The 19,729-nt window shown below is 71.5% G+C and carries 18 protein-coding genes and 2 pseudogenes; 10 read left to right on the forward strand and 10 right to left on the reverse strand.

The features are described from left to right. Nucleotides 1-189: 189 nt before the first annotated feature. Nucleotides 190-942, forward strand: a complete 753-nt coding sequence (locus ABIA32_RS29185) for a DUF4118 domain-containing protein (protein ID WP_370101865.1) — start codon at nucleotides 190-192, stop codon at nucleotides 940-942. 33 nt (nucleotides 943-975) lie between these two features. Here ABIA32_RS29185 and ABIA32_RS29190 read toward each other — a convergent pair whose 3' ends face one another. The 5 genes and pseudogenes from ABIA32_RS29190 to ABIA32_RS29210 form a co-directional block, all read right to left on the reverse strand. Beyond that, nucleotides 976-1,710: a hypothetical protein gene (locus ABIA32_RS29190; protein ID WP_370101868.1), complete on the reverse strand. Its 735-nt coding sequence runs from the start codon at nucleotides 1,708-1,710 to the stop codon at nucleotides 976-978. A 303-nt stretch (nucleotides 1,711-2,013) separates the two neighbouring features. After that, nucleotides 2,014-3,013 (reverse strand): annotated as a pseudogene (locus ABIA32_RS29195) (potassium-transporting ATPase subunit B); the annotation flags it as partial. Nucleotides 3,014-3,108: 95 nt separating this feature from the next. Next, nucleotides 3,109-3,198, reverse strand: a complete 90-nt coding sequence (locus ABIA32_RS29200; protein ID WP_370101871.1) for a potassium-transporting ATPase subunit F — start codon at nucleotides 3,196-3,198, stop codon at nucleotides 3,109-3,111. Nucleotides 3,199-3,312: 114 nt separating this feature from the next. After that, nucleotides 3,313-4,653 carry a diaminopimelate decarboxylase gene (gene lysA, locus ABIA32_RS29205; protein ID WP_370101874.1) on the reverse strand — a complete coding sequence of 447 codons (1,341 nt, stop codon included), beginning with the start codon at nucleotides 4,651-4,653 and terminating at the stop codon, nucleotides 3,313-3,315. A gap of 12 nt (nucleotides 4,654-4,665) precedes the next feature. Next, on the reverse strand, nucleotides 4,666-5,031 hold the full coding sequence (locus ABIA32_RS29210; RefSeq protein WP_370101877.1) for an SAV_915 family protein: 366 nt from the start codon (nucleotides 5,029-5,031) through the stop codon (nucleotides 4,666-4,668). Between the two features lie 343 nt (nucleotides 5,032-5,374). On the opposite strand from ABIA32_RS29210, the gene ABIA32_RS29215 reads away from it, so the two are divergent. Genes ABIA32_RS29215 through ABIA32_RS29225 form a run of 3 tightly spaced genes read left to right on the forward strand, consistent with a single transcriptional unit; the run spans nucleotide 5,375 to nucleotide 8,864 of the window. Further along, nucleotides 5,375-7,051, forward strand: a complete 1,677-nt coding sequence (locus tag ABIA32_RS29215) for an FAD-dependent oxidoreductase (protein ID WP_370101879.1) — start codon at nucleotides 5,375-5,377, stop codon at nucleotides 7,049-7,051. Further along, entirely contained in the window at nucleotides 7,048-8,517 is a 1,470-nt protein-coding gene (locus ABIA32_RS29220; protein WP_370101882.1) for an ATP-binding protein, read from the forward strand. The genes ABIA32_RS29215 and ABIA32_RS29220 overlap by 4 nt, the downstream gene beginning before the upstream one ends. Continuing rightward, nucleotides 8,514-8,864, forward strand: coding sequence for a UBP-type zinc finger domain-containing protein (locus ABIA32_RS29225; RefSeq protein WP_370101885.1), 351 nt, complete (start codon nucleotides 8,514-8,516; stop codon nucleotides 8,862-8,864). Before ABIA32_RS29220 ends, ABIA32_RS29225 begins: the two co-directional genes overlap by 4 nt. A 57-nt stretch (nucleotides 8,865-8,921) precedes the next feature. On the opposite strand, the gene ABIA32_RS29230 is transcribed toward ABIA32_RS29225, so the two are convergent. Beyond that, nucleotides 8,922-9,611, reverse strand: a complete 690-nt coding sequence (locus ABIA32_RS29230; RefSeq protein ID WP_370101887.1) for a TMEM175 family protein — start codon at nucleotides 9,609-9,611, stop codon at nucleotides 8,922-8,924. Between the two features lie 194 nt (nucleotides 9,612-9,805). Here ABIA32_RS29230 and ABIA32_RS29235 point away from each other — a divergent pair, with 194 nt between their 5' ends. The 4 genes and pseudogenes from ABIA32_RS29235 (at nucleotide 9,806) to ABIA32_RS29250 (ending at nucleotide 12,055) form a co-directional block, all read left to right on the forward strand. Next, complete coding sequence (locus tag ABIA32_RS29235; protein WP_370101890.1) at nucleotides 9,806-10,780, forward strand: alpha/beta hydrolase; 975 nt, start codon at nucleotides 9,806-9,808, stop codon at nucleotides 10,778-10,780. Between the two features lie 205 nt (nucleotides 10,781-10,985). Next, nucleotides 10,986-11,282: pseudogene (locus tag ABIA32_RS29240) on the forward strand (serine hydrolase domain-containing protein); the annotation flags it as partial. Between the two features lie 76 nt (nucleotides 11,283-11,358). Further along, nucleotides 11,359-11,508, forward strand: coding sequence for a hypothetical protein (locus ABIA32_RS29245; RefSeq protein WP_370102114.1), 150 nt, complete (start codon nucleotides 11,359-11,361; stop codon nucleotides 11,506-11,508). Between the two features lie 208 nt (nucleotides 11,509-11,716). Beyond that, on the forward strand, nucleotides 11,717-12,055 hold the full coding sequence (locus tag ABIA32_RS29250) for an RNA polymerase-binding protein RbpA (protein ID WP_370101893.1): 339 nt from the start codon (nucleotides 11,717-11,719) through the stop codon (nucleotides 12,053-12,055). 96 nt (nucleotides 12,056-12,151) lie between these two features. Here ABIA32_RS29250 and ABIA32_RS29255 read toward each other — a convergent pair whose 3' ends face one another. The 3 genes from ABIA32_RS29255 to ABIA32_RS29265 all read right to left on the reverse strand — a co-directional run bounded on the left by ABIA32_RS29255 (nucleotide 12,152) and on the right by ABIA32_RS29265 (nucleotide 15,219). Continuing rightward, a complete protein-coding gene (locus ABIA32_RS29255) occupies nucleotides 12,152-12,874 on the reverse strand; it encodes a YoaK family protein (protein WP_370101895.1) in 723 nt (240 codons plus the stop codon). A gap of 204 nt (nucleotides 12,875-13,078) precedes the next feature. Then, entirely contained in the window at nucleotides 13,079-14,107 is a 1,029-nt protein-coding gene (locus ABIA32_RS29260; protein WP_370101898.1) for a helix-turn-helix domain-containing protein, read from the reverse strand. After that, nucleotides 14,089-15,219: a helix-turn-helix domain-containing protein gene (locus ABIA32_RS29265; RefSeq protein WP_370101900.1), complete on the reverse strand. Its 1,131-nt coding sequence runs from the start codon at nucleotides 15,217-15,219 to the stop codon at nucleotides 14,089-14,091. The genes ABIA32_RS29260 and ABIA32_RS29265 overlap by 19 nt, the downstream gene beginning before the upstream one ends. Before the next feature lie 200 nt (nucleotides 15,220-15,419). Between ABIA32_RS29265 and ABIA32_RS29270 the strand changes: the two genes are divergently transcribed. Beyond that, nucleotides 15,420-18,215: an AAA family ATPase gene (locus ABIA32_RS29270; RefSeq protein ID WP_370101903.1), complete on the forward strand. Its 2,796-nt coding sequence runs from the start codon at nucleotides 15,420-15,422 to the stop codon at nucleotides 18,213-18,215. Between the two features lie 70 nt (nucleotides 18,216-18,285). Here the strand turns inward: ABIA32_RS29270 and ABIA32_RS29275 are convergent, their stop codons facing one another. Then, entirely contained in the window at nucleotides 18,286-19,164 is an 879-nt protein-coding gene (locus tag ABIA32_RS29275; protein WP_370101905.1) for an SDR family NAD(P)-dependent oxidoreductase, read from the reverse strand. Between the two features lie 119 nt (nucleotides 19,165-19,283). On the opposite strand from ABIA32_RS29275, the gene ABIA32_RS29280 reads away from it, so the two are divergent. After that, a complete protein-coding gene (locus ABIA32_RS29280; RefSeq protein ID WP_370101908.1) occupies nucleotides 19,284-19,724 on the forward strand; it encodes a MarR family winged helix-turn-helix transcriptional regulator in 441 nt (146 codons plus the stop codon). Nucleotides 19,725-19,729: the final 5 nt, after the last annotated feature.

Genomic DNA, 19,729 nt, shown 5'->3' on the forward strand with positions numbered 1-19,729 from the left:
AACGCGCCAAGGCGGCACGACGTCGGCCAGACGGCCACCAACCCGATTTTCACCCGGTCAGGGTCTGCCCGTAAGGGCTTCGGCTTGCTGACCCGAGCCCGAAGCGGTCGGACATCACCGCACCGCCAGTGGGCATAACATCCCTGACGGGCAGGAACGGCTCTGCCGCGCGGTTGCGGGAGGTGAACCATGCCTCGGTACCTGGTCCGCGGGCCGGTGCCGGTGATCGTCGGGATCGCCGCACCACTGGCGGTGTGCGCTGTGCTGCTGCCGTGGCGCGCGCATCTGTCGAACACCGATGTCGCGCTCGTCCTGGTGGTGGCCGTGGTCGCGGTGGCGGTGCTGGGCAGCCGGATCGCCGGCGCGCTGTCGGCCCTGTCGGCGGCCCTGTGGTTCGACTTCTTCTTCACCGTGCCCTACCAGCGCTTCACCATCAGCAAGTCCAGCGACGTGACGACCGCGGTGCTGCTGCTGGCGGTCGGCCTGGTGGTCTCGCAGCTGGCCGTCCACGCCCGCCGGATGCGGGTCATCGCCGTCACGGACGCCGGCTACCTCGCGCAGATCCACGACACCGCCCAGCTCGCCCAGTCCAGCGCGTCCCCCGACGCCGTCATCGCCCACGTCTCCGAGCAACTGATCCGACTGCTCCAGGCGCGCTCCTGCCGTTTCGAGTACGGATCCCTGCTCGGCCACCCGCCACGCCTCGACCAGGACGGCAGCATCCTGCTCGGCCGCCGGGTCTGGGACGTGGACCGGGCCGGGCTCCCGGACGAGGAGCTCGAGCTGCGCGCCTTCGCGAGCGGCCGCTTCGTCGGCCGTTTCATGATCCGCCCAACCCCCGGCGCGACCCCCTCCCTCCAGGCCCGCCTCACCGCTGTGACCCTCGCCGACCACGCCGGCTCCGCCCTCGACTCCGCGGAACGCCCGAACACCGCGCGCTGAGGCCGAGCTCGGCGTACGGAAGTCACCCCAGCGTCAGTCCATCGGGTCCGTGGCTTCAGGCTGCCCTTCCAGCGCGAACCAGGGGCCGCGGTCGAGGCGGTCCTGTACGACCTCGCGGGCGTCGGGGTCGGCGATGTGGTCGGTGAGGGACTGGGCCTGGGCTTTGAGTTCCCATGCGTCCGGTGAGCCGGTGGCGGCGGCCGTCCGGGCCCGGATCTCGGTGGCGAGGGCCCGGTCCCAGTCGCTGAACGCGTCGGGGTGCTCGGCGATCAGCTCTGCGTAGCGCGGGGCGTGGTGGGCGGCTGTCTCCGGGCGGCCGATGGCCAGCGCGGTCTGGGCGATGCTGTACTCGCCGCGGCCGTGGTTGGCCGGGGTGCCTGCCTCCAGCCAGTGGTAGCACGCTGCGTAGGCCTGGTAGAGGGCGCGGTCCTGCTCTGCGCGCGGGGTGTCGGGGGTGAGGTCGAAGAGCAGGTCCCCGAGCGCGTTGTTGAGCTCGACGGCGAACCAGCGGTGGAGATCGCGCTCACGCGGTTGCCGGTTGCCGAACGCGGAGACCAGGTCCTGCCAGCGGGCGAAGCCGTGCTCGCGGGCGATGACGTGCTGCGCATCGCGTATCGAGAACCGGGCCGGGTCCACCCGGCCGGTCGTGGCCGTGCGCTCGACGGCGCCGGGCTTGCCGCGCTGGACGGCCCGGCGCAGGTCCTTGGCCTGGTTGCGCAACTGCCCCAGGTCGGTCTCGGCGGGAAGGGCGGGGGTGGTGCTGGCCATGGCTGTCGTTCCTTCAGGTCACGGGTGGGGGCGCGGGCGGGTCACCAGAACCGCGGTTGGGAAGGGGCGTCTCCGGCGGCAGGCTACACACTCGCTGATGGAGCGCGGACCAGGCGCTCGCGCGCGTTCGGTCCAAGCGCCCGACCCTCGGCCTATGCCGGACCCAGGTGACCTGCAGCCTTCAGGGTGAACTCCTCATTGCAGTCCTTCCGTGACGGGCCCGAGGGAGAGCGCGGGGAGGAAGTTGAGCAGGGCCAGGATGAGTGCTGCTCCCGTGGCGAGGGCGCTGAAGTTGATGCCGGGGGTGTTGGCGTCACCGGCCGCCTCGACCGCGCGGCCGGGCATGGCCAGCACATTGCGCTGCACCAGCCGGTCCATGCCTGCGATGCCGATCGCGGAGAGCAGGCCGCCGATGGTGGTCGGGATCAGGCAGACCAGCAGCGAGACCAGCACGATGCCGGTGACGCCCTGGCCGGTCATCGCGGCGGTGTCGTGGGCCGCGCCCATGAAGTGCTTGGAGAAGATCGCCATCGGCTGGAGGGTGACCACCGCGACCAGGAAGACGAAGGTCAGCATCACCGGCAGCAGGTTGAGCGCCAGCTCGTTCGGGGTCTTCTGCCGGTTGGCGCCCTCGACCAGGGCGATCATCCGGTCCAGGAAGCTCTCGCCTGGCTCCTGGCTGATCCGCACCACGACCTGGTCCGACAGCACGGTGGTGCCGCCGGTCACCGCGCACCGGTCGCCGCCGGACTCACGGATCACCGGCGCGGACTCACCAGTGATGGCCGATTCGTCGATCGAGGCGGCACCGGCGACCACATCGCCGTCGCCCGGCACCAGCTCCCCGGCCGCGACCGCGACGAGATCGCCGCGCCGCAGCTCGGTGGCCGGGACGCTCTCCTCCAGGCAGGAGGCCAGGTCCGCGCCGGGCTCCCAGCCGACGAGCCGGCGGGCGGTGGTCTGCTGCCGGGTGCGGCGCAGCGTGTCGGCCTGCGCCTTGCCGCGGCTCTCGGCCACGGCCTCGGCGAGGTTGGCGACGATGGTCAGCCACAGCCAGCCGGTGATCAGCCAGCCGAAGAGGCTGGAGTGAGCTGCCGTCAGACCGGTCCCCGCGACGATCTTCCTGCCCGGGAGCACCCCGCCGGCGCACGCCGCCAGGCTCCGCGCCCACGGCGCGGACGTCCGCCGTCAGTACGGCGCCGATCTCGGTGACGAACATGACCGGGTTGCGGTAGAGGGTGCGCGGGTCGAGCTTGCGCAGTGCGGCGGGCAGGCTGCGCCACAGCTGTCTGGGGTCCAGCATGCCCGCGCCGACGCGGTGCGGGCGGACGGGATCGGGCGGACGCACGGGGCGCTCCGGTTGCTCGGGTCTGGCGGCGGCGGAGGCGGGGGCGGTCATCAGAAGCGCTCCGGGAACTTCACGGCGGCGATCAGGTAACCGATCAGAGCGGCCGCGATCAGGAGGCCGATGACGTGGTCAGCACTCACGAGGGAATCTCGCATTCACGGATGAACAGGGACAATTGACAGACATGTGGGCAGACATGTGGGCAGGCGGGACCGACGCCCCGACCATGGGATCGGGGGCACGGTCAGGGGGAGTCAGAGGCCGATGTCGCGGTGGTGCAGGTCGGCGAGGGATTCGCGACGCACCAGCAGCCGCGCGGTGCCGCCGGTGACGGCGACGACTGGCGGGCGGCCGACCAGGTTGTAGCCGGACGCCATCGACACCTGGTAGGCGCCGGCCGCCGGAACACCCAGCAGGTCGCCGGGACGGATGTCGCTCGGCAGCAGCGCGCCGCTCGCCAGCACGTCCCCGGCCTCGCAGTGACGGCCGACGATGTTCACCGGCTGCAGCTCCGCGGAGCCGACGCGTCCGATCAGCCGGGGCGCGTACTGCGCGCCGTAGAGAGCCGGTCGGGGGTTGTCACTCATGCCGCCGTCTATGGCGACGAAGGTGTGGCGGCCGGTGCGCTTGACCGACAGCACCCGGTAGAGCACCACTCCGGCGGGCCCGACGACCGCCCGTCCCGGCTCCAGGGTCAGTCGGGGCACGGGCAGGTCCACCGTCGTGCAGGCGGAGTGCAGTTCGGCCTGCGCCCGGACGGCCAGGGCCCGGATGTCGAGCGCGGTCTCGCCCGGCCGGTAGGCGATGCCGTGGCCGCCGCCCAGATCGAGCTCGGGCAGGGTGACGCCGTGGACCTGGCGGGCCCAGGAGAGCATGCCGACCAGGCGGCGCACGGCCTGCACGTAGGGCTTGACGCTGGTGATCTGCGAGCCCAGGTGGCAGTGCAGGCCGACCAGTTCGAGGCGGGGCTGCTCCAGGACCCGGGCGACCGCGTGCTGCGCGCTGCCGTCGGTGCTGGCCAGGCCGAACTTCTGGTCCACGGTGCCGGTGCGGATGGCCGGATGGGCACCGGCGGCGATGCCCGGCGCGATCCGCAACAGTACCTTCTGCCGTGCGCCCTGCGGCACCAGGGCCGCTATCCGGGCGATCTCGGCGGTGGAGTCGATGACGATGCGGCCGACGCCAAGCCGCAGGGCGGCGTCCAGCTCGTCCGGGCTCTTGGCGTTGCCGTGCAGCACCATCTGCTCGGGCGGGAAGCCGGTGGTCACCGCCAACTCCAGCTCGCCGCGCGAGCACACGTCCAGGCCCAGGCCCTCCTCGCGGACCCAGTGAGCCATCGCCCGGCAGAGGAACGCCTTGGCGGCGTAGAGGATCTCGGCGTCGGGAAAGGCCTGCCGGTAGGCGCGGCAACGGCCGCGGACCTCATCCTCGTCGAGCAGGTAGACGGGAGTGCCGAAGCGCTCGGCCAGCTCAGCCAGTGATACGCCGCCGACGGTCAGGTCACCGTGCGGCGCGACCCGCGTCGAGGCCGGCCAGACGGACAGGTCCTCGCCGTCGCGGGCGTCAGTTACCGGGTGCGGCAGAGTGGTTGTCATGGTTGCCACTCCTCAGGCGATCCGTAGGCGGGGGCTGCCGAGACGTCCGGACTCCCAGCCGTGCCACGCAGCCGGGTCGTGCAGCGCGGCGGCGGGCGACGCCGCCAGCTGCGGGTCGATCGTGACGGTGGTGACGCCGAGCGGGGCCACGAGGGACCGCAGCGCGGTCTCGGACAGCCGGACGCAGGGCTGACCCGGGCCGAGCACCTCGGTCAACTGCCTCGCACTGGTGAAGCCGACCGCCGTCCGGCCGCCGAGCGGCGTGCGGAACAGGCGGGTGGTGCATCCTGCGGGACCCGACCGGACCGGGACCAGGAGAAGTCCGGCCGGGACACGTTCCGAAGGCTCCGGATCGTCCCCGCACAGGTACGCGTTCATGGTGGCAACCCTTCACAGGAGAAGCGTCAGACCTCAGCCGCAGCAGTGGGCCGCGGCGCATCACGAACGCTATTCCCGCTGTTCCGGGGGCTGTGAGCGGCCCTGACGCGATCCTGACGGGAGCCGGGTGAATGTTGACGGTTCAGTACCGCCCGTGTGGTCGCCGTCACCACGGCGAGCGCCGCGGACGGCGTCGATGACCGCACACGCGCAGTCCTGTTCCGACCGCGCACGGCGGGGTCGTTTGAGCGGCCGTTCGCGTGATCGACGAGCACAATGGACGGCGGGTATCCCTTGCGGAAGACCCGTCGACCATTCCTGAACCAGTCCCGGGTGGAGACACATGGCAGACCCGACCGGCACGGCACGGACCGTCATTCTGACCGTGGACGACGATCCCGCGGTGTCCCGCTCCGTCGCCCGTGATCTGCGCCGGCGCTACGGAGACGCGTACCAGGTCGTGCGCGCCGAGTCCGGCGAGTCGGCGCTCGACGCCCTGCGTGAGCTGAAGCTGCGGGGCGTCCCGGTCGCGATGATCCTGGCGGATTACCGGATGCCGCAGATGGACGGGATCGAGTTCCTTGAGCAGGCAATCGACCTGTTCCCCGGCGCGCGGCGGGTGCTGCTGACCGCCTACGCCGACACCGACGCGGCGATCGACGCGATCAACGTGGTCGACCTCGACCACTATCTGCTCAAGCCGTGGGAACCGCCGGAGGAGAAGCTCTACCCCGTCGTGGACGATCTGCTCGCGACCTGGCGGGCCACCGACGGCCGCGAGGCGGGCACCACCAAGGTCGTCGGGCACCGCTGGTCGGCCGCGTCCTCGCAGATCCGGGAGTTCCTGGCCCGCAACCAGGTGCCCTACCGCTGGTATTCCTCCGATGAGCCGGAGGGCCGCAGGCTGCTCTCCGCCGCGGGACAGGACGGGCTCCGGCTGCCGCTCGTGGTCACTCCGGACGGTGCGGTGCTCGTCGAGCCGGAGGAACGGGAGCTGGCCACGCGGGTCGGCCTTTCGACGACTCCGGCGGCCGACTTCTACGACCTCGTCATCGTCGGCGGCGGGCCGGCGGGACTGGGCGCGGCCGTGTACGGGGCCTCGGAGGGGCTGCGGACGGTCCTGGTCGAGCGCTCGGCGACCGGAGGCCAGGCGGGCCAGAGCTCCCGGATCGAGAACTATCTGGGCTTTCCCGACGGCGTCTCCGGGGCTCAGCTCACGGATCGGGCCCGCCGGCAGGCGGCGAAGTTCGGCGCCGAGATGCTGACGACGCGGCAGGTCACCGCGCTGGAGGTGAACGGCGCGGCGCGCACGGTGCGGTTCTCCGACGGCTCCACCGTCTCTGCGCACTGCGTGATCCTCGCGACCGGCGTGTCCTACCGGAAGCTCGACGTGCCGGGCGCGGCCGAGCTGACCGGCCGCGGGCTGTACTACGGCTCGGCGCTGACCGAGGCCCCCGCCTGCCAGGGCCAGGACGTGTACCTGGTCGGCGGGGCGAACTCGGCGGGCCAGGCCGCGATGTTCCTGGCCCGGGGCGCCAAGTCGGTCACCCTGCTGGTGCGCGGCGCGTCGCTGTCCGCCTCGATGTCGCACTATCTGCTGGAGCGGGTCGAGGACGCCCCCTCGATCTCCGTGCGCACCGACACGGTGGTGGCGGCGGTCCACGGCGAAGAGCATCTGGAGCGGCTGAGGCTGCGCAACACCGTGAGCGGGGAGACCGAAGATGTCGACGCACAGTGGCTGTTCGTGTTCATCGGCGCGGCCCCCATGACCGATTGGCTGGACGGCACGGTGACCAGGGACGCGCACGGATTCATCCCGACCGGCCCCGACCTGACGGCCGACGGGCGCCCGCCGGCCGGATGGGCGCTGGACCGGCCGCCGTACCACCTGGAGACGAACGTGCCGGGAGTGTTCGTGGCAGGGGACGCACGCGCCGAGTCCGCCAAACGGGTCGCCTCAGCGGTCGGCGAGGGAGCCATGGCCGTGATGCTCGTGCACCGCTATCTGGAGCAGTCGTGACCGGCGGCCCCGAGCTGTGCGAGGAGAACGAGCTGCGTTCGCTGTTCCTGTTCGAGAAGCTCGGATCCGACCAGTTGGCGCGGCTCTGCCGCGAGGGCCGCGTGTACCGCTTCGACACCGGCACGGTCTACCGGGAGGGCGATCCGGCCGCGTGCCTGTTCGTTCTGCTGGAGGGGACGGTGATCCTCTCGCGCCAGGTCGGCGGGCAGGAGATCGACGTCAATCGGAGCTCCGCGCGCGGCGTGTACGCCGGGGCCTTCCAGGCGTACCTGGGCGACCAGGTGCCACAGGTCTACAACAACTCGATGCGGATCACCGAGCCCTCACGGTTCTTCGTCCTTCCCGCGGACACGTTCGCGGAGATCATGCTCGAGTGGTTCCCCATGGCCGTCCATCTGCTGGAGGGGCTGTTCTTCGGAGCCAAGAACACCCAGGAAGCGATCGGCCAGCGGGAGCGACTGCTGGCCCTCGGCTCGCTGACCGCGGGACTCACCCACGAGCTCAACAACCCGGCCGCCGCCGCGGCGCGGGCCGCCTCGGCCCTCAGGGAGCGCGTCGCCGGAATGCACCGCTGGCTCGGCGAGATCGCGGCCGACCCCCACCACCGCGCCAACCTGGACGCCTTGACCGAACTCCACGAGAGCGCCGCCGAACGCCTCGCCCAGCTCGCTGAACTCAGCCCGCTGCAGGCCGCGGACCAGGAGGACGCCGTCCTCGACTGGCTCGACGAGCACGACGTCGCGGACGGGTGGCAGCTCGCGCCGGTGTTCGTGCAAGCCGGTCTCGACGCCGACTGGCTGGACCGGGCCGCGCAGGCCCTGCCCGCGGAGTTTCTCGGCCCGGCCCTCCGCTGGCTCGACAGCACCGTCGAGACCGAGCTCCTCATGAACGAGATCGAGGACTCGACCGGCCGCGTCTCCGCCTTGGTCACGGCGGCCAAGCAGTACGCCCAGCTCGATCGCGCCCCGCACCGGAGGGCCGACGTCCACGAACTCCTCGACAGCACGCTGGTGATGCTCTCCAGGAAGATCGGCCCGAGCATCCGCGTCGTCAAGGACTACGACCGCACGCTGCCCCCGATCCCCTGCTACCCCGGCGAGCTCAACCAGGTGTGGACCAACCTCATCGACAACGCCGTCTCCGCGCTCGGCGGGTCAGCTGCGGACGGCACTCTCACGGTGCGCACGGCGCGGGACGGCGACCGCGTGCTGGTCGAGATCGGTGACACAGGTCCCGGAATCCCTCGCGACATCCGCGACCGCGTCTTCGACCCGTTCTTCACCACCAAGCCCGTCGGCGAGGGCACCGGGCTCGGTCTCGACATCTCCTGGCGCATCGTCGTCAACCGCCACCGCGGCGACCTGAGAGTCGAGTCCGTGCCGGGCGACACCCGCTTCCAGGTACGCCTCCCGCTCACCGAACCCGACAGCGACATCGAACCCGACGCCCATAGGGAGCAGACATGACCGCACAGAACGCGATCGACCCCACCGTCCCGCCGAGCGGTACCGGCTGCGTCGAGTGCGACGCCGCCGGCGGATGGTGGTTCCATCTGCGTCGCTGCGCACTCTGCGGCCACATCGGCTGTTGCGACGACTCGCTGTCGAAGCACGCCACGGCTCACGCGAAGGCCACCGGACACCCGGTGATCCGCAGCTTCGAGCCGGGCGAGACGTGGTTCTGGGACTACGACACCTCGGAGATGTACGAGTCGGGTCCGCAGCTGGCGCCGCCGGAGAGCCACCCTGCCGACCAGACCGTCCCGGGCCCTGCCGAGCGGGTCCCCGCCGACTGGGCTGACCAGCTGGGGTGAGCGGACGAACGTGCGGACCGGCCCAGGGGCGACGACCGTCCCTGTGCCGGTCCTTCGTCATTCGGCGCGGGGGGAGGGGTCGCCAGCAGGGGTGGTCGAGGGGCGGCCGGGCAGCCCTTCGGTGGTCATGAAGTAGAAGACCGGCAGCGCCATGAACACGACCAGGGCGATGAGCGGCGAGACCAGTACGCCGACCGCCCCGGCCAGGAGATAGGCCACCGCTCCGAACCAGGAACGGAGTCGGCCATGGGCGACGTACGTGGATTCGGCCGCGTGGTCCAGTAGTTCCGGGTGCCGGCCCAGCTGGGCGTAGAGCAGCAGCCAGCTGCCGCACATCGCGGCTGCTATCCCGCCGTACAGGGCTACGGCCACGCGGGCGTCGGCGCCCGAGACGTTCCGCTGCAGCGCCTCCGACACCACCGCCGTGGGGAACGCGAGTGCGGCGGAGGTCAAGAGCAGGAGCAGGTTGGCGGCATGCAGTCCGCGGTCCATCGCGCGGATCCGCACGAAGGCCTGATGGTGGTTCAGCCAGATCACCGCCACGTAGCTGAAGGACGCGAGATAGCCGAGATAGACCGGCCACTGGCTCAGCAGGGCGCGTCCCAGTCCGCCCGGCTTGTGCGGGGGATCCGTGAGCCCGAGGACCAGGATGGTCACCGCGATGGCGAACACGCCGTCGCTGAACGCTTCGGCCCTGGCGGTCTCCGAGCGGGTGAACCGGCGCGGGTGGCCGTGGTCGTCCGACAAGTCCAACTCCTCTGGTCCACGGTCGGTCCCGCAGGATACCGGCGGCCCAAGCGGTGCACTCCCGGGTCAGGACCATGCGCGGAACGTCAACGAGTCTGGGGTGCGGGCGACCAGAATCGGCAGCATGCTGGACGGGGCCATCGGCCGGTGCCGGTCCCGCCGACATCTTTGTTCGACGCTGAGGGAGATCAGAAATGTCTGACGACTACACGCCCGTTTCTCCGGTACTCGAGGCCGAGGCGCAGGGGTTCGCAGAGGCGACGGCGAACCCGCCGTACCTGTTCGACCTGGGTCCGGTCGAGGGCCGCAAGGCCGTCGACGAGGTCCAGTCCGGGGAGATCGCCAAGCCGGCCGTCGACGAGGAGTGGATCACTGTCCCCGGCGGGCCCACAGGCCACGTCAAGGTCCGGATCGTCAAGCCCGCGGGCGCCACGGGCGCGCTGCCCGTCATCATCTACATCCACGGCGCGGGCTGGGTCTTCGGCAACGCCCACACCCACGACCGCCTGGTGCGCGAACTCGCCGTCGGAGCGAACGCCGCCGTCGTCTTCCCCGAGTACGACCTCTCGCCCGAGGCCGCCTACCCCGTCGCCATCATGCAGAACCACCAGGTCGGCCGATGGATCGTCAGTGACGGTGCGAGCAAGGGCCTGGACGCCACCCGCATCGCCGTCGCTGGTGACAGCGTCGGCGGCAACATGGCCGCCGCCCTCACCCTGATGGCCAAGGAGGAGGGCGACATCCCGCTGGTCGGCCAGGTGCTGTTCTACCCGGTGACCGACGCGAGCTTCGACACGGACTCCTACCACCAGTTCGCGACCGGCTACTTCCTGCGCCGCGACGCCATGCAGTGGTTCTGGGACCAGTACACCACCGACGAGTCCGAGCGCGCGCAGATCACCGCGTCGCCGCTGCGCGCCACCCTCGAGCAGCTCGCCGACCTGCCCCCGGCGCTCGTCATCACCGGCGAGGCCGACGTCCTGCGCGACGAGGGCGAGGCCTACGCCAACAAGCTCCGCCAGGCCGGCGTCCGCGTCACCGCGACCCGGTACCAGGGCATCATCCACGACTTCGTGATGCTCAACGCCCTGCGCCCCACGCACGCGGCCCAGGCGGCGATCACCCAGGCGATCACCTTCCTCCGCACCGCCTTCACCGCCGGAAGCTGAGAGCCGAGCCTCGACGCGTCCACGCGCCCGTGGGAGGTGCCCGGTTGACGGGCACCTCCCACACTCCTGCTCGGTTGAGTGATCACCACAAAGGCGGACAAAGATCAAAAGCTCCCTGACTCGGACCTCGGTGCTGCTACTTTCGCTGATCACGCCCGGGGGGGGTGTGGCTTGACGCCGAGCTGAACGATGGGCAAGGGGACTGATGTCTCAGTACACGTTGGCGGAAGTGGTCGCAGGGCTCGCCGGGAAGTTCGGCATCCCGGGCGCCGCAGTCGGGGTGTGGACGGAGAGCCGGGAGAGCTACGCGACGCACGGGGTGACGAGCACCGAGAACCCGCTGCCGGTTGATCAGGACACGCTGTTCCTGCTCGGTTCGGTTTCGAAGAGTTACACAGCGAGCGCGCTGATGGTCCTGGTGGAGCAGGGGAGGGTCGAGCTGGACGCGCCGGTCCAGCGTTACCTGCCGGAGTTCACACTCGCGGACGCGAAGGCCGCCGCTGAGATCACCGTTCTTCCGGCCGGAGGTCCGCGCGGCCACGGACACCGAACTTCCTCCCGACCTGTCGGTCGCGAGCATGGGTCTGCTGCCGGGCGAGGCGGACGAGTTCATCGTCACCGAGGGCGGGCTGGCCGGGCAGCGCGGCATCTTTACGCGCGATCAGAGCGGCGCGGTTGCGGCGGCAGATCTCGGCGGACGCGCGTTCGCCAGGGAGCACGCGCGATAGGGCATGGCATGGTCCGCCCAGGGTAAAGGCAGCCCTGCACCATGACAGGGCTGCCTTCGCGGCGGGGGTTCGACGAGGACAGAGGCGGCCTCGCCGCGGGGCCCGAACGGTACGTCCTGCGGGCTGCGGTTCACGTAGTCGAAAAGTGCACGTACGCTGGGCGTCCCATGCACATCCGAGGCGTGGACATCATGGCCGAGGAGAGCAGATGGCACAGGGACGTAGCGGCATCCGAGGCGCCCGGATCGGGTCGGGGCCGATGGGGGAGCCGGAGCGCGGTGACCTCGCCCCTCGCAGGGCGGTGTCGTTCTGGTGCGGCAACGGCCACCACAGCCGGCCGAACTTCGCGCTCGAAGCCGTGGTTCCCGAGGTGTGGGACTGCCCGAGGTGCGGCCTGCCGGCCGGCCCGGACCAGGACAATGTCCCCGCTGCCCCGGGCAGCACCCCCTACATGACCCACCTGGGCTACGTCCGGCAGCGCCGCAGTCAGGAGGACGGCGAGATCCTGCTCGCCGAGGCGCTGGCCAAGCTCCGCGGAACCATCTGACAGCACGCCCGGCCGGAATCCGGGCAGCGGGGCGCGGTGCCGGTTTGCGCACCGCGCCCGACCTGTTGCCGCCCCGGACAGCTGCGGCGCCCCGCGTCAGGCGCCCGCCGTCTGAGACCGGTCGGTCTTCGGCTCCCGGTATCCGACCGCGGCCGCGACGAGGACGACCGTGCTGGCGAGCAGCGCCCACGGCAGATGCCCGTGCAGCACCAGCACCGCGCCCAGCGTCGCGCCGGTCACCATGAGGGCGATGGCGAGCAGCCGACGCCGCACCCGCGCGTTGTTCCCGCCGGCCAGCGACGAGTCGGCGCCGATGCCGGTGATGGTGAGGGTCAGCACGGTGGTCGTCATGTCGGGGATGCCGAGCTTGCGGACCGTCCCGTTGCGCAGCCCCATCGCGAGGGCGAGCAGTCCGATGAGCAGCTCGGTCTGCCCGTGCGTGGCGAACGCGACGGCCGTCGCCGCCGCCTGCAGCGTGGTCTCCGTGATCAGCGCGGCACGGACCCACGGTTGCCGGCTCCCGGCGGCGAAGCGCGCGGCGAGGCGGCCCGCGACGACGGCGCCGACCAGGAACGCCCCGAGCGAGATCAGCGACCCGGTGATGGAGAAGCCCGGGGCGCCTGCCAGCGCGAATCCGATCACGACGACGTTGCCGGTCATGTTGGCCGTGAAGACGTGGCCCAGGCCCAGGTAGCTGACGGCGTCGATCAGTCCGCTGGCGAGGGTGAGCGCGAACAGCGCCAGGGACAGCGGGTGCGCGTCGCCGACCCGCGCCGCCTCGACCGGGGGACGAGCGGGTTGCTTCGGGCTGTTGTTCATAGGGCATCCGTCGTGTTCGCTCGAAGGGACACAGCCCTCCGACGATAGGCAGCCGCGCCCCGATCGGCGTCGGCAGAGCGCACGGCGAGTTGCCCCGGGGCGCACGTCCGCAGCCGTGCAGCGTCGGCACAGTGGTGGGCGCGGACGGCACAGCCACCGGGCGTCTCGGGATGAGGTCGGCGTTGACGTCCAGCCTGGGATGTATCACGTTCCGTCAGCACTGGGGCGGGTAGCGGCGCTTGTGCCGGCCTGGCTGCGCCACTGGTTGGGGGACATTCCGTAGGCGTCGCGGAACGCGCGGCTGAAGTGGGAAGCGTTGGTGAAGCCCCAGCGGGCGGCGACGGCGGAGATCGTGCGCCGGGCCGCGCCGGGGTGGGCCAGTTCAAGGCGGGCCCCCTCCAGTCGCCGGCAGCGGATCCAGCCGCTGACCGTGCTGCCCTGGCGCTGGAACAGCTGGTGCAGGTAGCGCAGGGAGACGCCGTGCTGGTCGGCGATCGCCTGCGGGGACAGGCCGGGGTCCCCGAGGGAGGCCTCGACGGAGGCGGTGATGCGCGCGAAGAGCGACTGCGCGGCGGGCCGCCTGTCGGGGACGGTTCGGGCCGCGTGGTCCGCGGCCAGAGCGGCCAGCAGGTCGGCGACGGCTCGCGCGGCCTGTTCCCTGACCGGGAGTGACCCGCCGGAGATCTCCCGGCCGATCCCGGCCACCAAGGGGAGCAGTAGCGCCCCCGCGCCCCCGTCGACCGCTTCGACGAGGGTCGCCGTGAACCGCCGCAGGGCGCTCTCGCCGAGCCCGAGCACGGACCTGGGAACCATCAGGGTCCGGGCGCGCTGCGGCTGCGGGAGGACGATCTTGAACGGCCTGCTCAGATCCAGGAACGTGAGCGAGCCTGGCCGGAGCTGGACGGAGCGGTCGTCCTGGAACACCCGGGCGGTGCCGTTCACCTGAAGCCGCGCGACGACGTGCCCGCACGGGTCGGCGTCGACCGCTTCCGGGCCGCGCAGGACCGTCGCCGGGCCGGAGGACTCGTCGGCGATCTGGAGGCTCCCGAGGCGCGTGGAGGCCAGGGACGCGGCCCAGCCGCCCGGGTCGTACGCGGTCACCTCCACCCGCGCGAAGGCCCGCGACAGGGCCTGCTGCCACTCGGCCGCGCGCTGCACCGTGCGCTGCAGCGGAGCCTCGCGGGCGTAGCGGACGTCCGGAGTTCCTGGGTCCGTCAGCGAGCCAACGAGCACGGTGCCTCCTCGGCGGTCGTTCGGTGGTGGCGCTCCTGCTTGAGCCAGTCGGTGGGCGACATCCCGTGGGCACCGCGGAAGGCGCGGCTCAGCTGCGCTCCGCTGGTGAAGCCCCACCGCCGGGCGATGCGCCCGACGCCGACCGAGTCGGCGGGGGCCGCCGCGAGCGCCCTGCGGCACTCCTCCAGACGAAGGTCCCTGATCCACTGGCACAGGGTGTGGCCCTCGCCCTCGAAGAGCCTGTGCAGGTAGCGCACGGAGATGCCATGAGCGCGGGCGATGACCGGAGGAGTGAGACCCGGATCGGAGAGGTGCCAGCGGACGTAGCGCTGCACGCGGAGCAGCATCACGCGATCCGCGCCGGGCAACTCGTCCGCCTGCAGGCCCAGTTGGTCGGCAGCGGTGGCGGCGAGCAGGTCCACGGCGCCCCGGGCGAGGCTGTCGGCCAGAGGGGCGTCGTAGCTGTCGGCGGAGTCCGCCAGACGGGCCAGGAAGGCGGAAACGAGTCCGCCCAGGCCGTTGCCAGGCCGGAGCGCCCGCGCGGTGAGTCGCTGGATGTCGCCTTCCTGCTGCCCCAGCATGTGCCGTGGCACGGAGAAGACAATCTGCTGGAAGCGTTCCGGGAAGCGGGTCCGGAACGGCCGGATCGTCTCGAAGAACCCGATGTCCCCCGGCCTCAGTTCGGTGGTGCGTCCGTCCTGTTCGACCTGAGAGACGCCGGTGTTCTGAATCGCGACGAAGATGTCCCCTCCGTCGCCGCGCGCGATGTAGCGCGGCGCCCGATGAACCTCGCCCGGGTCGGAGTCGATGGTGGCGATCTTGAGGTCGCCGACCTGGCTGATGCGCATGGCCGCGTCGTGGGTGCGGCCGTAGGCGCGGATGTCCATGCCGACGAGGGTGGCGAGCACGGCGTCCTGCCAGAAGTCCAGACTCTCGTGGACCTGGACCGACCGGGTGGTCAGCAGCTGCGTGTGCGGCCTCGCAGGGGAGAGGAGGCGAACCTCCTCCGGCTGCCGCACGCAGCGGCGCAGGCGCTCAAACGCGGCGTCGCGTCCCACCAGGCCGAGAGCTACTGGGGTGACCCAGGCTGTGTCCATGTTCGCGCTCGCCATACTCGCACTCCGCACTGCCTGCCCCGGTACTGCGGCATTTCTCCCGCCTTGTCGATCTTTCTCCGGACGTGCTCGCCACGCTTCTGTCAGATGACCAGTCCTCGCTCGACCTGGACGCTCCGCGTCGGAATGACCCGGCTGGCAGGATGGTTCCACCGCTTCGGGGCGACCCGCCCTGACCTGGCAGAACAGGAAGAAATGTGAGCACCGGCACGGATCGGTCGGCCACCGCTGCGATCTTCGGCCGGGAGCCGGAGCTGGCCCGGATCCGCAGCCTCCTCGACTCCGTCCGGGGCGGCGGCGTTCAGGGCGACGGCCCGCGTGTCCTGGTCCTGACCGGCGAGCCCGGCGCGGGGAAGAGCACGCTCGTCGAGTGGGCGGCCGATCAGGGCGGCGCTCGCGGGCTGCGGGCCCTGCGCGTGCGGGGCAGTGAGGGGGAGGCCGGTCTCCCGCTCGCCGCGCTCCACCAGCTGATCCGCCCACTGCTCTCCGGCCTCGACCAGCTGCCGGAGCGTCAACGTGACGCGCTGCGCTGCGCGTTCGGGCTGGACACCGCCGGGCAGGCACCGGCCGATCCGCTGCACCTGTGCGTGGGCGTGGTCACCCTGATCACCGAGGCCGCCGCCCGGCAGCCCCTGCTGCTCCTGGTCGACGACATCCAGTGGCTGGACCTCGGCTCACTGGACGTCCTGGCCTTCGTCGCCCGGAGGCTCGACGGGGAGGCGGCGGTCATGCTGCTTGCGTCCCGGGAGTCGGCCGTGCCCGCGCGGTTCGACCGGGACTTCCCTCACCTGGTTGCAGGCCCGCTGGCCCGCGCGGAGGCCGGACTGCTCCTGGACGCCCAGCCGAACGCGCCGACCGGCAGGGCCCGACCGCAGATCCTCCAGGAGGCAGCCGGCAACCCGCTCGCCCTCATCGAGCTGACCCGGGCCCTCGCGAAGGGGACCAGCCACCTCGGCACCGCGCAGACCCTGCCGCTCACCCGTCGGCTGGAGAACCTGTTCGCCGCCGACCTCCCGGACCTGCCGGCGGAAACCCGCGCCGCGCTGCTGCTCGTCGCCGCCTCCGGCACCACACAGCTCGCGGACGTCCTGAGGGCGGCCCCCGGCAGCGACCTCGTCCAGGACCTGCTGCCCGCCGAGAAGGCCGGACTCCTGAGGATGGACGGCGGGCAGGTGCTGCTCCGTCATCCGCTGGTGCGCTCCGCCGTCCACCAGGCGGCGACCTTCGCGGAACGCCGTGCGGCCCATCTCGCCCTGGCGGCGGCGTTCACGGACGAGCCCGACCGCCGCGCCTGGCACCTGGCCGCCGCGACCGCGGGCCTGGACGAGGAGGTCGCCGAGGCGCTTGCCGCGAGCGCGGAACGGTCCCGCGGCCGTGGCGGCTACGCGGCGGCGGCAGCGGCCCTGGAACGCGCGGCCGAGCTCACCCCCGACCCGGAGCTGCGCTCCCGGCACCTGCTGGCCGCGGCGCAGTCGGCGATGTTCGCCGGGCACCCGCAGTGGGTGGGGGAGATCACCGCCGGCGTGGACGGCCTGACGCGGAATCCGGTCGTCCGCGCCGAGGCATCCCTCATGAGCGGATGGGCCCTTGGGCTCACCCTGCGTCACCAGGAGGCCCTGACCGCCCTGTTGTCCGTCGTGGAGTCGATGGCGACCGCCGCTCCGCCGCTGGCACTCCAGGCCCTCGCGACCGGGGCGACCTCGGCCTACAACTCCGGCGATCCTTACTACCGCACCGAGATGGAACGCCTCTACGCGCTGATCCCGGACCACGGGAACCTCCCCGGCCACGCCTGGGTCCAGGGGGTCATCCATCCGCTCACGCAGCGCGGCCGGGCACTCGAACTGCTGCACTGCGCGGTCGCGGCGATGTCGGAGGACTCGCTCGGCGACCTCACCACCCTCGGCGGAGCGGCCTGGATCCTCGACGAGACGGAGCAGGCGACCCGCCTGCTGAGCCGCACCATGGACCACCTTCGGCGGGGCGGCACCGCCGGCTCCAACGCCACCGTCGCGCAAGCCCTGGCCCTTGCCCACTGCGAGTCCGGGGCCTGGGCGGCCGCCCTGACCACGGCCGACGACGCCTACTGGATGGCCGCCGAGGCCGGGGCGGAGAACGTCACCATCGGTTCCGTCATCCTGAAAGCCACCATCGGCGCCTTCCGGGGGGACCACGAGGCCGCCTGCGCCCGGGCGCAGGACGCGGTGTGCGGAGTGGACCTGCGCAAGGCCCGTAGCCTGCTGGTCCGTTACCACTACGCTCTGGGCATGGCCGGCGTGGTGGAGGGCGACCTCGAGGGCGCCTACGAGCAGCTGCGCAGCACCTTCACCCGCGACTACCTGCCCCTCCCTGTGCACTACCACGCCTCGGTGTACTACCTGGCCGACCTCGCCGCAGCCGCCGTCCGGGTCGGACGGATCGACGACGCCCGGACGGTGCTGGAGTCGACCGAGCGCACGCTCGGCGCTGACCGGTCGCCCCGGCTGAACGCCGTTGTACACCGCGCCACCGCCCTGCTCAGCGGTTCAGCGGCGGACGCCGAACAGCACTTCCGCTCCGCTCTCGCCGACCCCGCGGCTGCCCGCTGGCCCTTCGAGTACGCGCTCGCCCAGCTGGATTTCGGTGAGTGGCTGCGCCGACAGCGCCGTTCGACCGAAGCGCGCCTGCGGCTGAGCGGGGCCTTGGAGACCTTCCGACGCCTGGACGCCCGCCCCTGGCTCGACCGCGCCACGGCGGAGCTGCGGGCCGCGGGAGCCAGCGTCCCCCAGGCCGCCGAGCCGACGGCGAGGGTCGACCTGACGCCGCAGGAGCTGCAGATCGCCGAACTGGCCGCACGGGGACTCACCAACCGGGACATCGCCTCCCGGCTCTACCTGTCGCCGCGCACCGTCGGCTACCACCTGCACAAGATCTTCCCGAAGCTGGGCATCACGACCAGGGCCCAGCTCAGGGACGCCCTTTCGGACTGCGTGCGTACCGCCCTGCACTCCTGACCATCCGGGGCCCGGCGCTTCGGGTCGTTCGCGGCGGGCTGTTCACGGCGGGTTGGTCACGGCGGGTTGGTCACGGCCACGTGCTGCGCACCTCGTGAAGGAAGTCGGCGGTGGCCCACCACAGTTCGCGCTGGATCTCCTCGTCGCTTCCCGCAGGTGGGCAGGTGAGCGGCTTGCCGCCCCTGGCGCCGAAGTAGCCGCCGGTGATCTCGGCGAAGGCCGGATCGGTCGCGAGCCGGACGATGATGTCGGCGCCGTGCTGGGGGTCGCCGATCGGCAGGGCCTTGAGCACCTTCTCCAGCGTGCCGGCTCCCGGTAGGTCGCGACCGAGTCCGGTGACGTTGAACCCGGGGTCGCAGCAGGTGACCGCGACACCGGTGCCCTGCAGTTGGCGTCCCAACTCCTGGGTGAACATGATGTCGAGCAACTTGGTCCAGCCGTAGCGCAGCGAGGATTCGCGGCGGGAGTACGGCGCGGTGTCGCCGAGGTCCCTGACCGGGCCCGAGTCCCCCGAGTGCTTGGAGGCCTGTGAGGCGACGGTGACGATCCTCGACGGGGCGGATGCCGTCAGGCGCTCCCGCAGCAGGTCCGTCAGCATCCAGGGGGCCAGGTAGTTCACGACGGTCATCTCGGACAGACCCTCGGCCGTGACCCGCTGGGAGAAGGCGTGCACGCCCGCGTTGTTGATCAGTACGTCGATCCTCGGGAAGCCTGCGGTGATCTGCCGACCCACCCGCTCGACGTCGGCGAGCAGTGACAGGTCCGCCAGGAAGACGTCGGCCTTGGATCCCGGTGCGATCTGCGCGATCTCCTGTGTCAGCGCGTCCGCCTTCTGCCGGCTCCGCGCGATCATAACCACGTGCGCGCCCTTGCGGGCCAGGTCGAGCGAGGCGAGCCTGCCCAGGCCATTGGTCGCGCCGGTGATGACGACCACGGGTGGAGTCTCCATGGAACTGCCTCTCGCAACTTTTAATGAGGTACCTCATTAACGTAGCATCGGTGAGGTACCTCAGCAAGTGGCATGAAGGGAGCGCTGTGAGCGACCGGCCGGAATCTGTCGATGTCGGGATGCATTACCTCGCGGTCGGCCACGCTCTGCGCAAGGTGGTCGACGACACCATGACGGCAGGCGGTCTCTCGCTCGCTCGCAGCAAGGTTCTGGAAGTCCTCTCGCGTCGCAGCCCCATGCAGCAGTCGGCGCTCGCCGACGCGCTCGGCCACGCGCCACGCTCGGTCACCCAGTCCGTCGAGGCGTTGGAGCGCGAGGGGCTGGTCGAGCGGACGCCCTCCGCGGAGGACCGGCGCTCCAAACTGGTCACCCTCACGACGGAAGGCGCCGCCGCCCTGGCGGCGGGCACCTCGGCGGGTGAGGACGTGGTGCGCGACATCTTCGGCGGGCTCGAGGAGCGCGAACTGGCGCTCCTCGACAAGGTGCTGGACGCCATCGACATCCGCATGTCCGACGCAGCGGGGAAGTCAGCCGGAAAGCAGGCTCGCCGCGGGGCGTAGGGCCT

It is taken from the genome of Streptacidiphilus sp. MAP12-20, from assembly GCF_041262525.1.
Lineage (GTDB): Bacteria > Actinomycetota > Actinomycetes > Streptomycetales > Streptomycetaceae > Streptacidiphilus.

What these genes read in the sequence shown, in the direction of transcription:
- ABIA32_RS29185 (WP_370101865.1), top strand. Translation starts at nt 190, where the DNA reads ATGCCTCGGTACCTGGTCCGCGGGCCGGTGCCGGTGATCGTCGGGATC.
- ABIA32_RS29190 (WP_370101868.1), bottom strand. Translation starts at nt 1,710, where the DNA reads ATGGCCAGCACCACCCCCGCCCTTCCCGCCGAGACCGACCTGGGGCAG.
- lysA (WP_370101874.1), bottom strand. Translation starts at nt 4,653, where the DNA reads ATGACAACCACTCTGCCGCACCCGGTAACTGACGCCCGCGACGGCGAG.
- ABIA32_RS29210 (WP_370101877.1), bottom strand. Translation starts at nt 5,031, where the DNA reads ATGAACGCGTACCTGTGCGGGGACGATCCGGAGCCTTCGGAACGTGTC.
- ABIA32_RS29215 (WP_370101879.1), top strand. Translation starts at nt 5,375, where the DNA reads ATGGCAGACCCGACCGGCACGGCACGGACCGTCATTCTGACCGTGGAC.
- ABIA32_RS29225 (WP_370101885.1), top strand. Translation starts at nt 8,514, where the DNA reads ATGACCGCACAGAACGCGATCGACCCCACCGTCCCGCCGAGCGGTACC.
- ABIA32_RS29235 (WP_370101890.1), top strand. Translation starts at nt 9,806, where the DNA reads ATGTCTGACGACTACACGCCCGTTTCTCCGGTACTCGAGGCCGAGGCG.
- ABIA32_RS29245 (WP_370102114.1), top strand. Translation starts at nt 11,359, where the DNA reads ATGGGTCTGCTGCCGGGCGAGGCGGACGAGTTCATCGTCACCGAGGGC.
- ABIA32_RS29250 (WP_370101893.1), top strand. Translation starts at nt 11,717, where the DNA reads ATGGCACAGGGACGTAGCGGCATCCGAGGCGCCCGGATCGGGTCGGGG.
- ABIA32_RS29255 (WP_370101895.1), bottom strand. Translation starts at nt 12,874, where the DNA reads ATGAACAACAGCCCGAAGCAACCCGCTCGTCCCCCGGTCGAGGCGGCG.
- ABIA32_RS29265 (WP_370101900.1), bottom strand. Translation starts at nt 15,219, where the DNA reads ATGGCGAGCGCGAACATGGACACAGCCTGGGTCACCCCAGTAGCTCTC.
- ABIA32_RS29275 (WP_370101905.1), bottom strand. Translation starts at nt 19,164, where the DNA reads ATGGAGACTCCACCCGTGGTCGTCATCACCGGCGCGACCAATGGCCTG.
- ABIA32_RS29280 (WP_370101908.1), top strand. Translation starts at nt 19,284, where the DNA reads ATGCATTACCTCGCGGTCGGCCACGCTCTGCGCAAGGTGGTCGACGAC.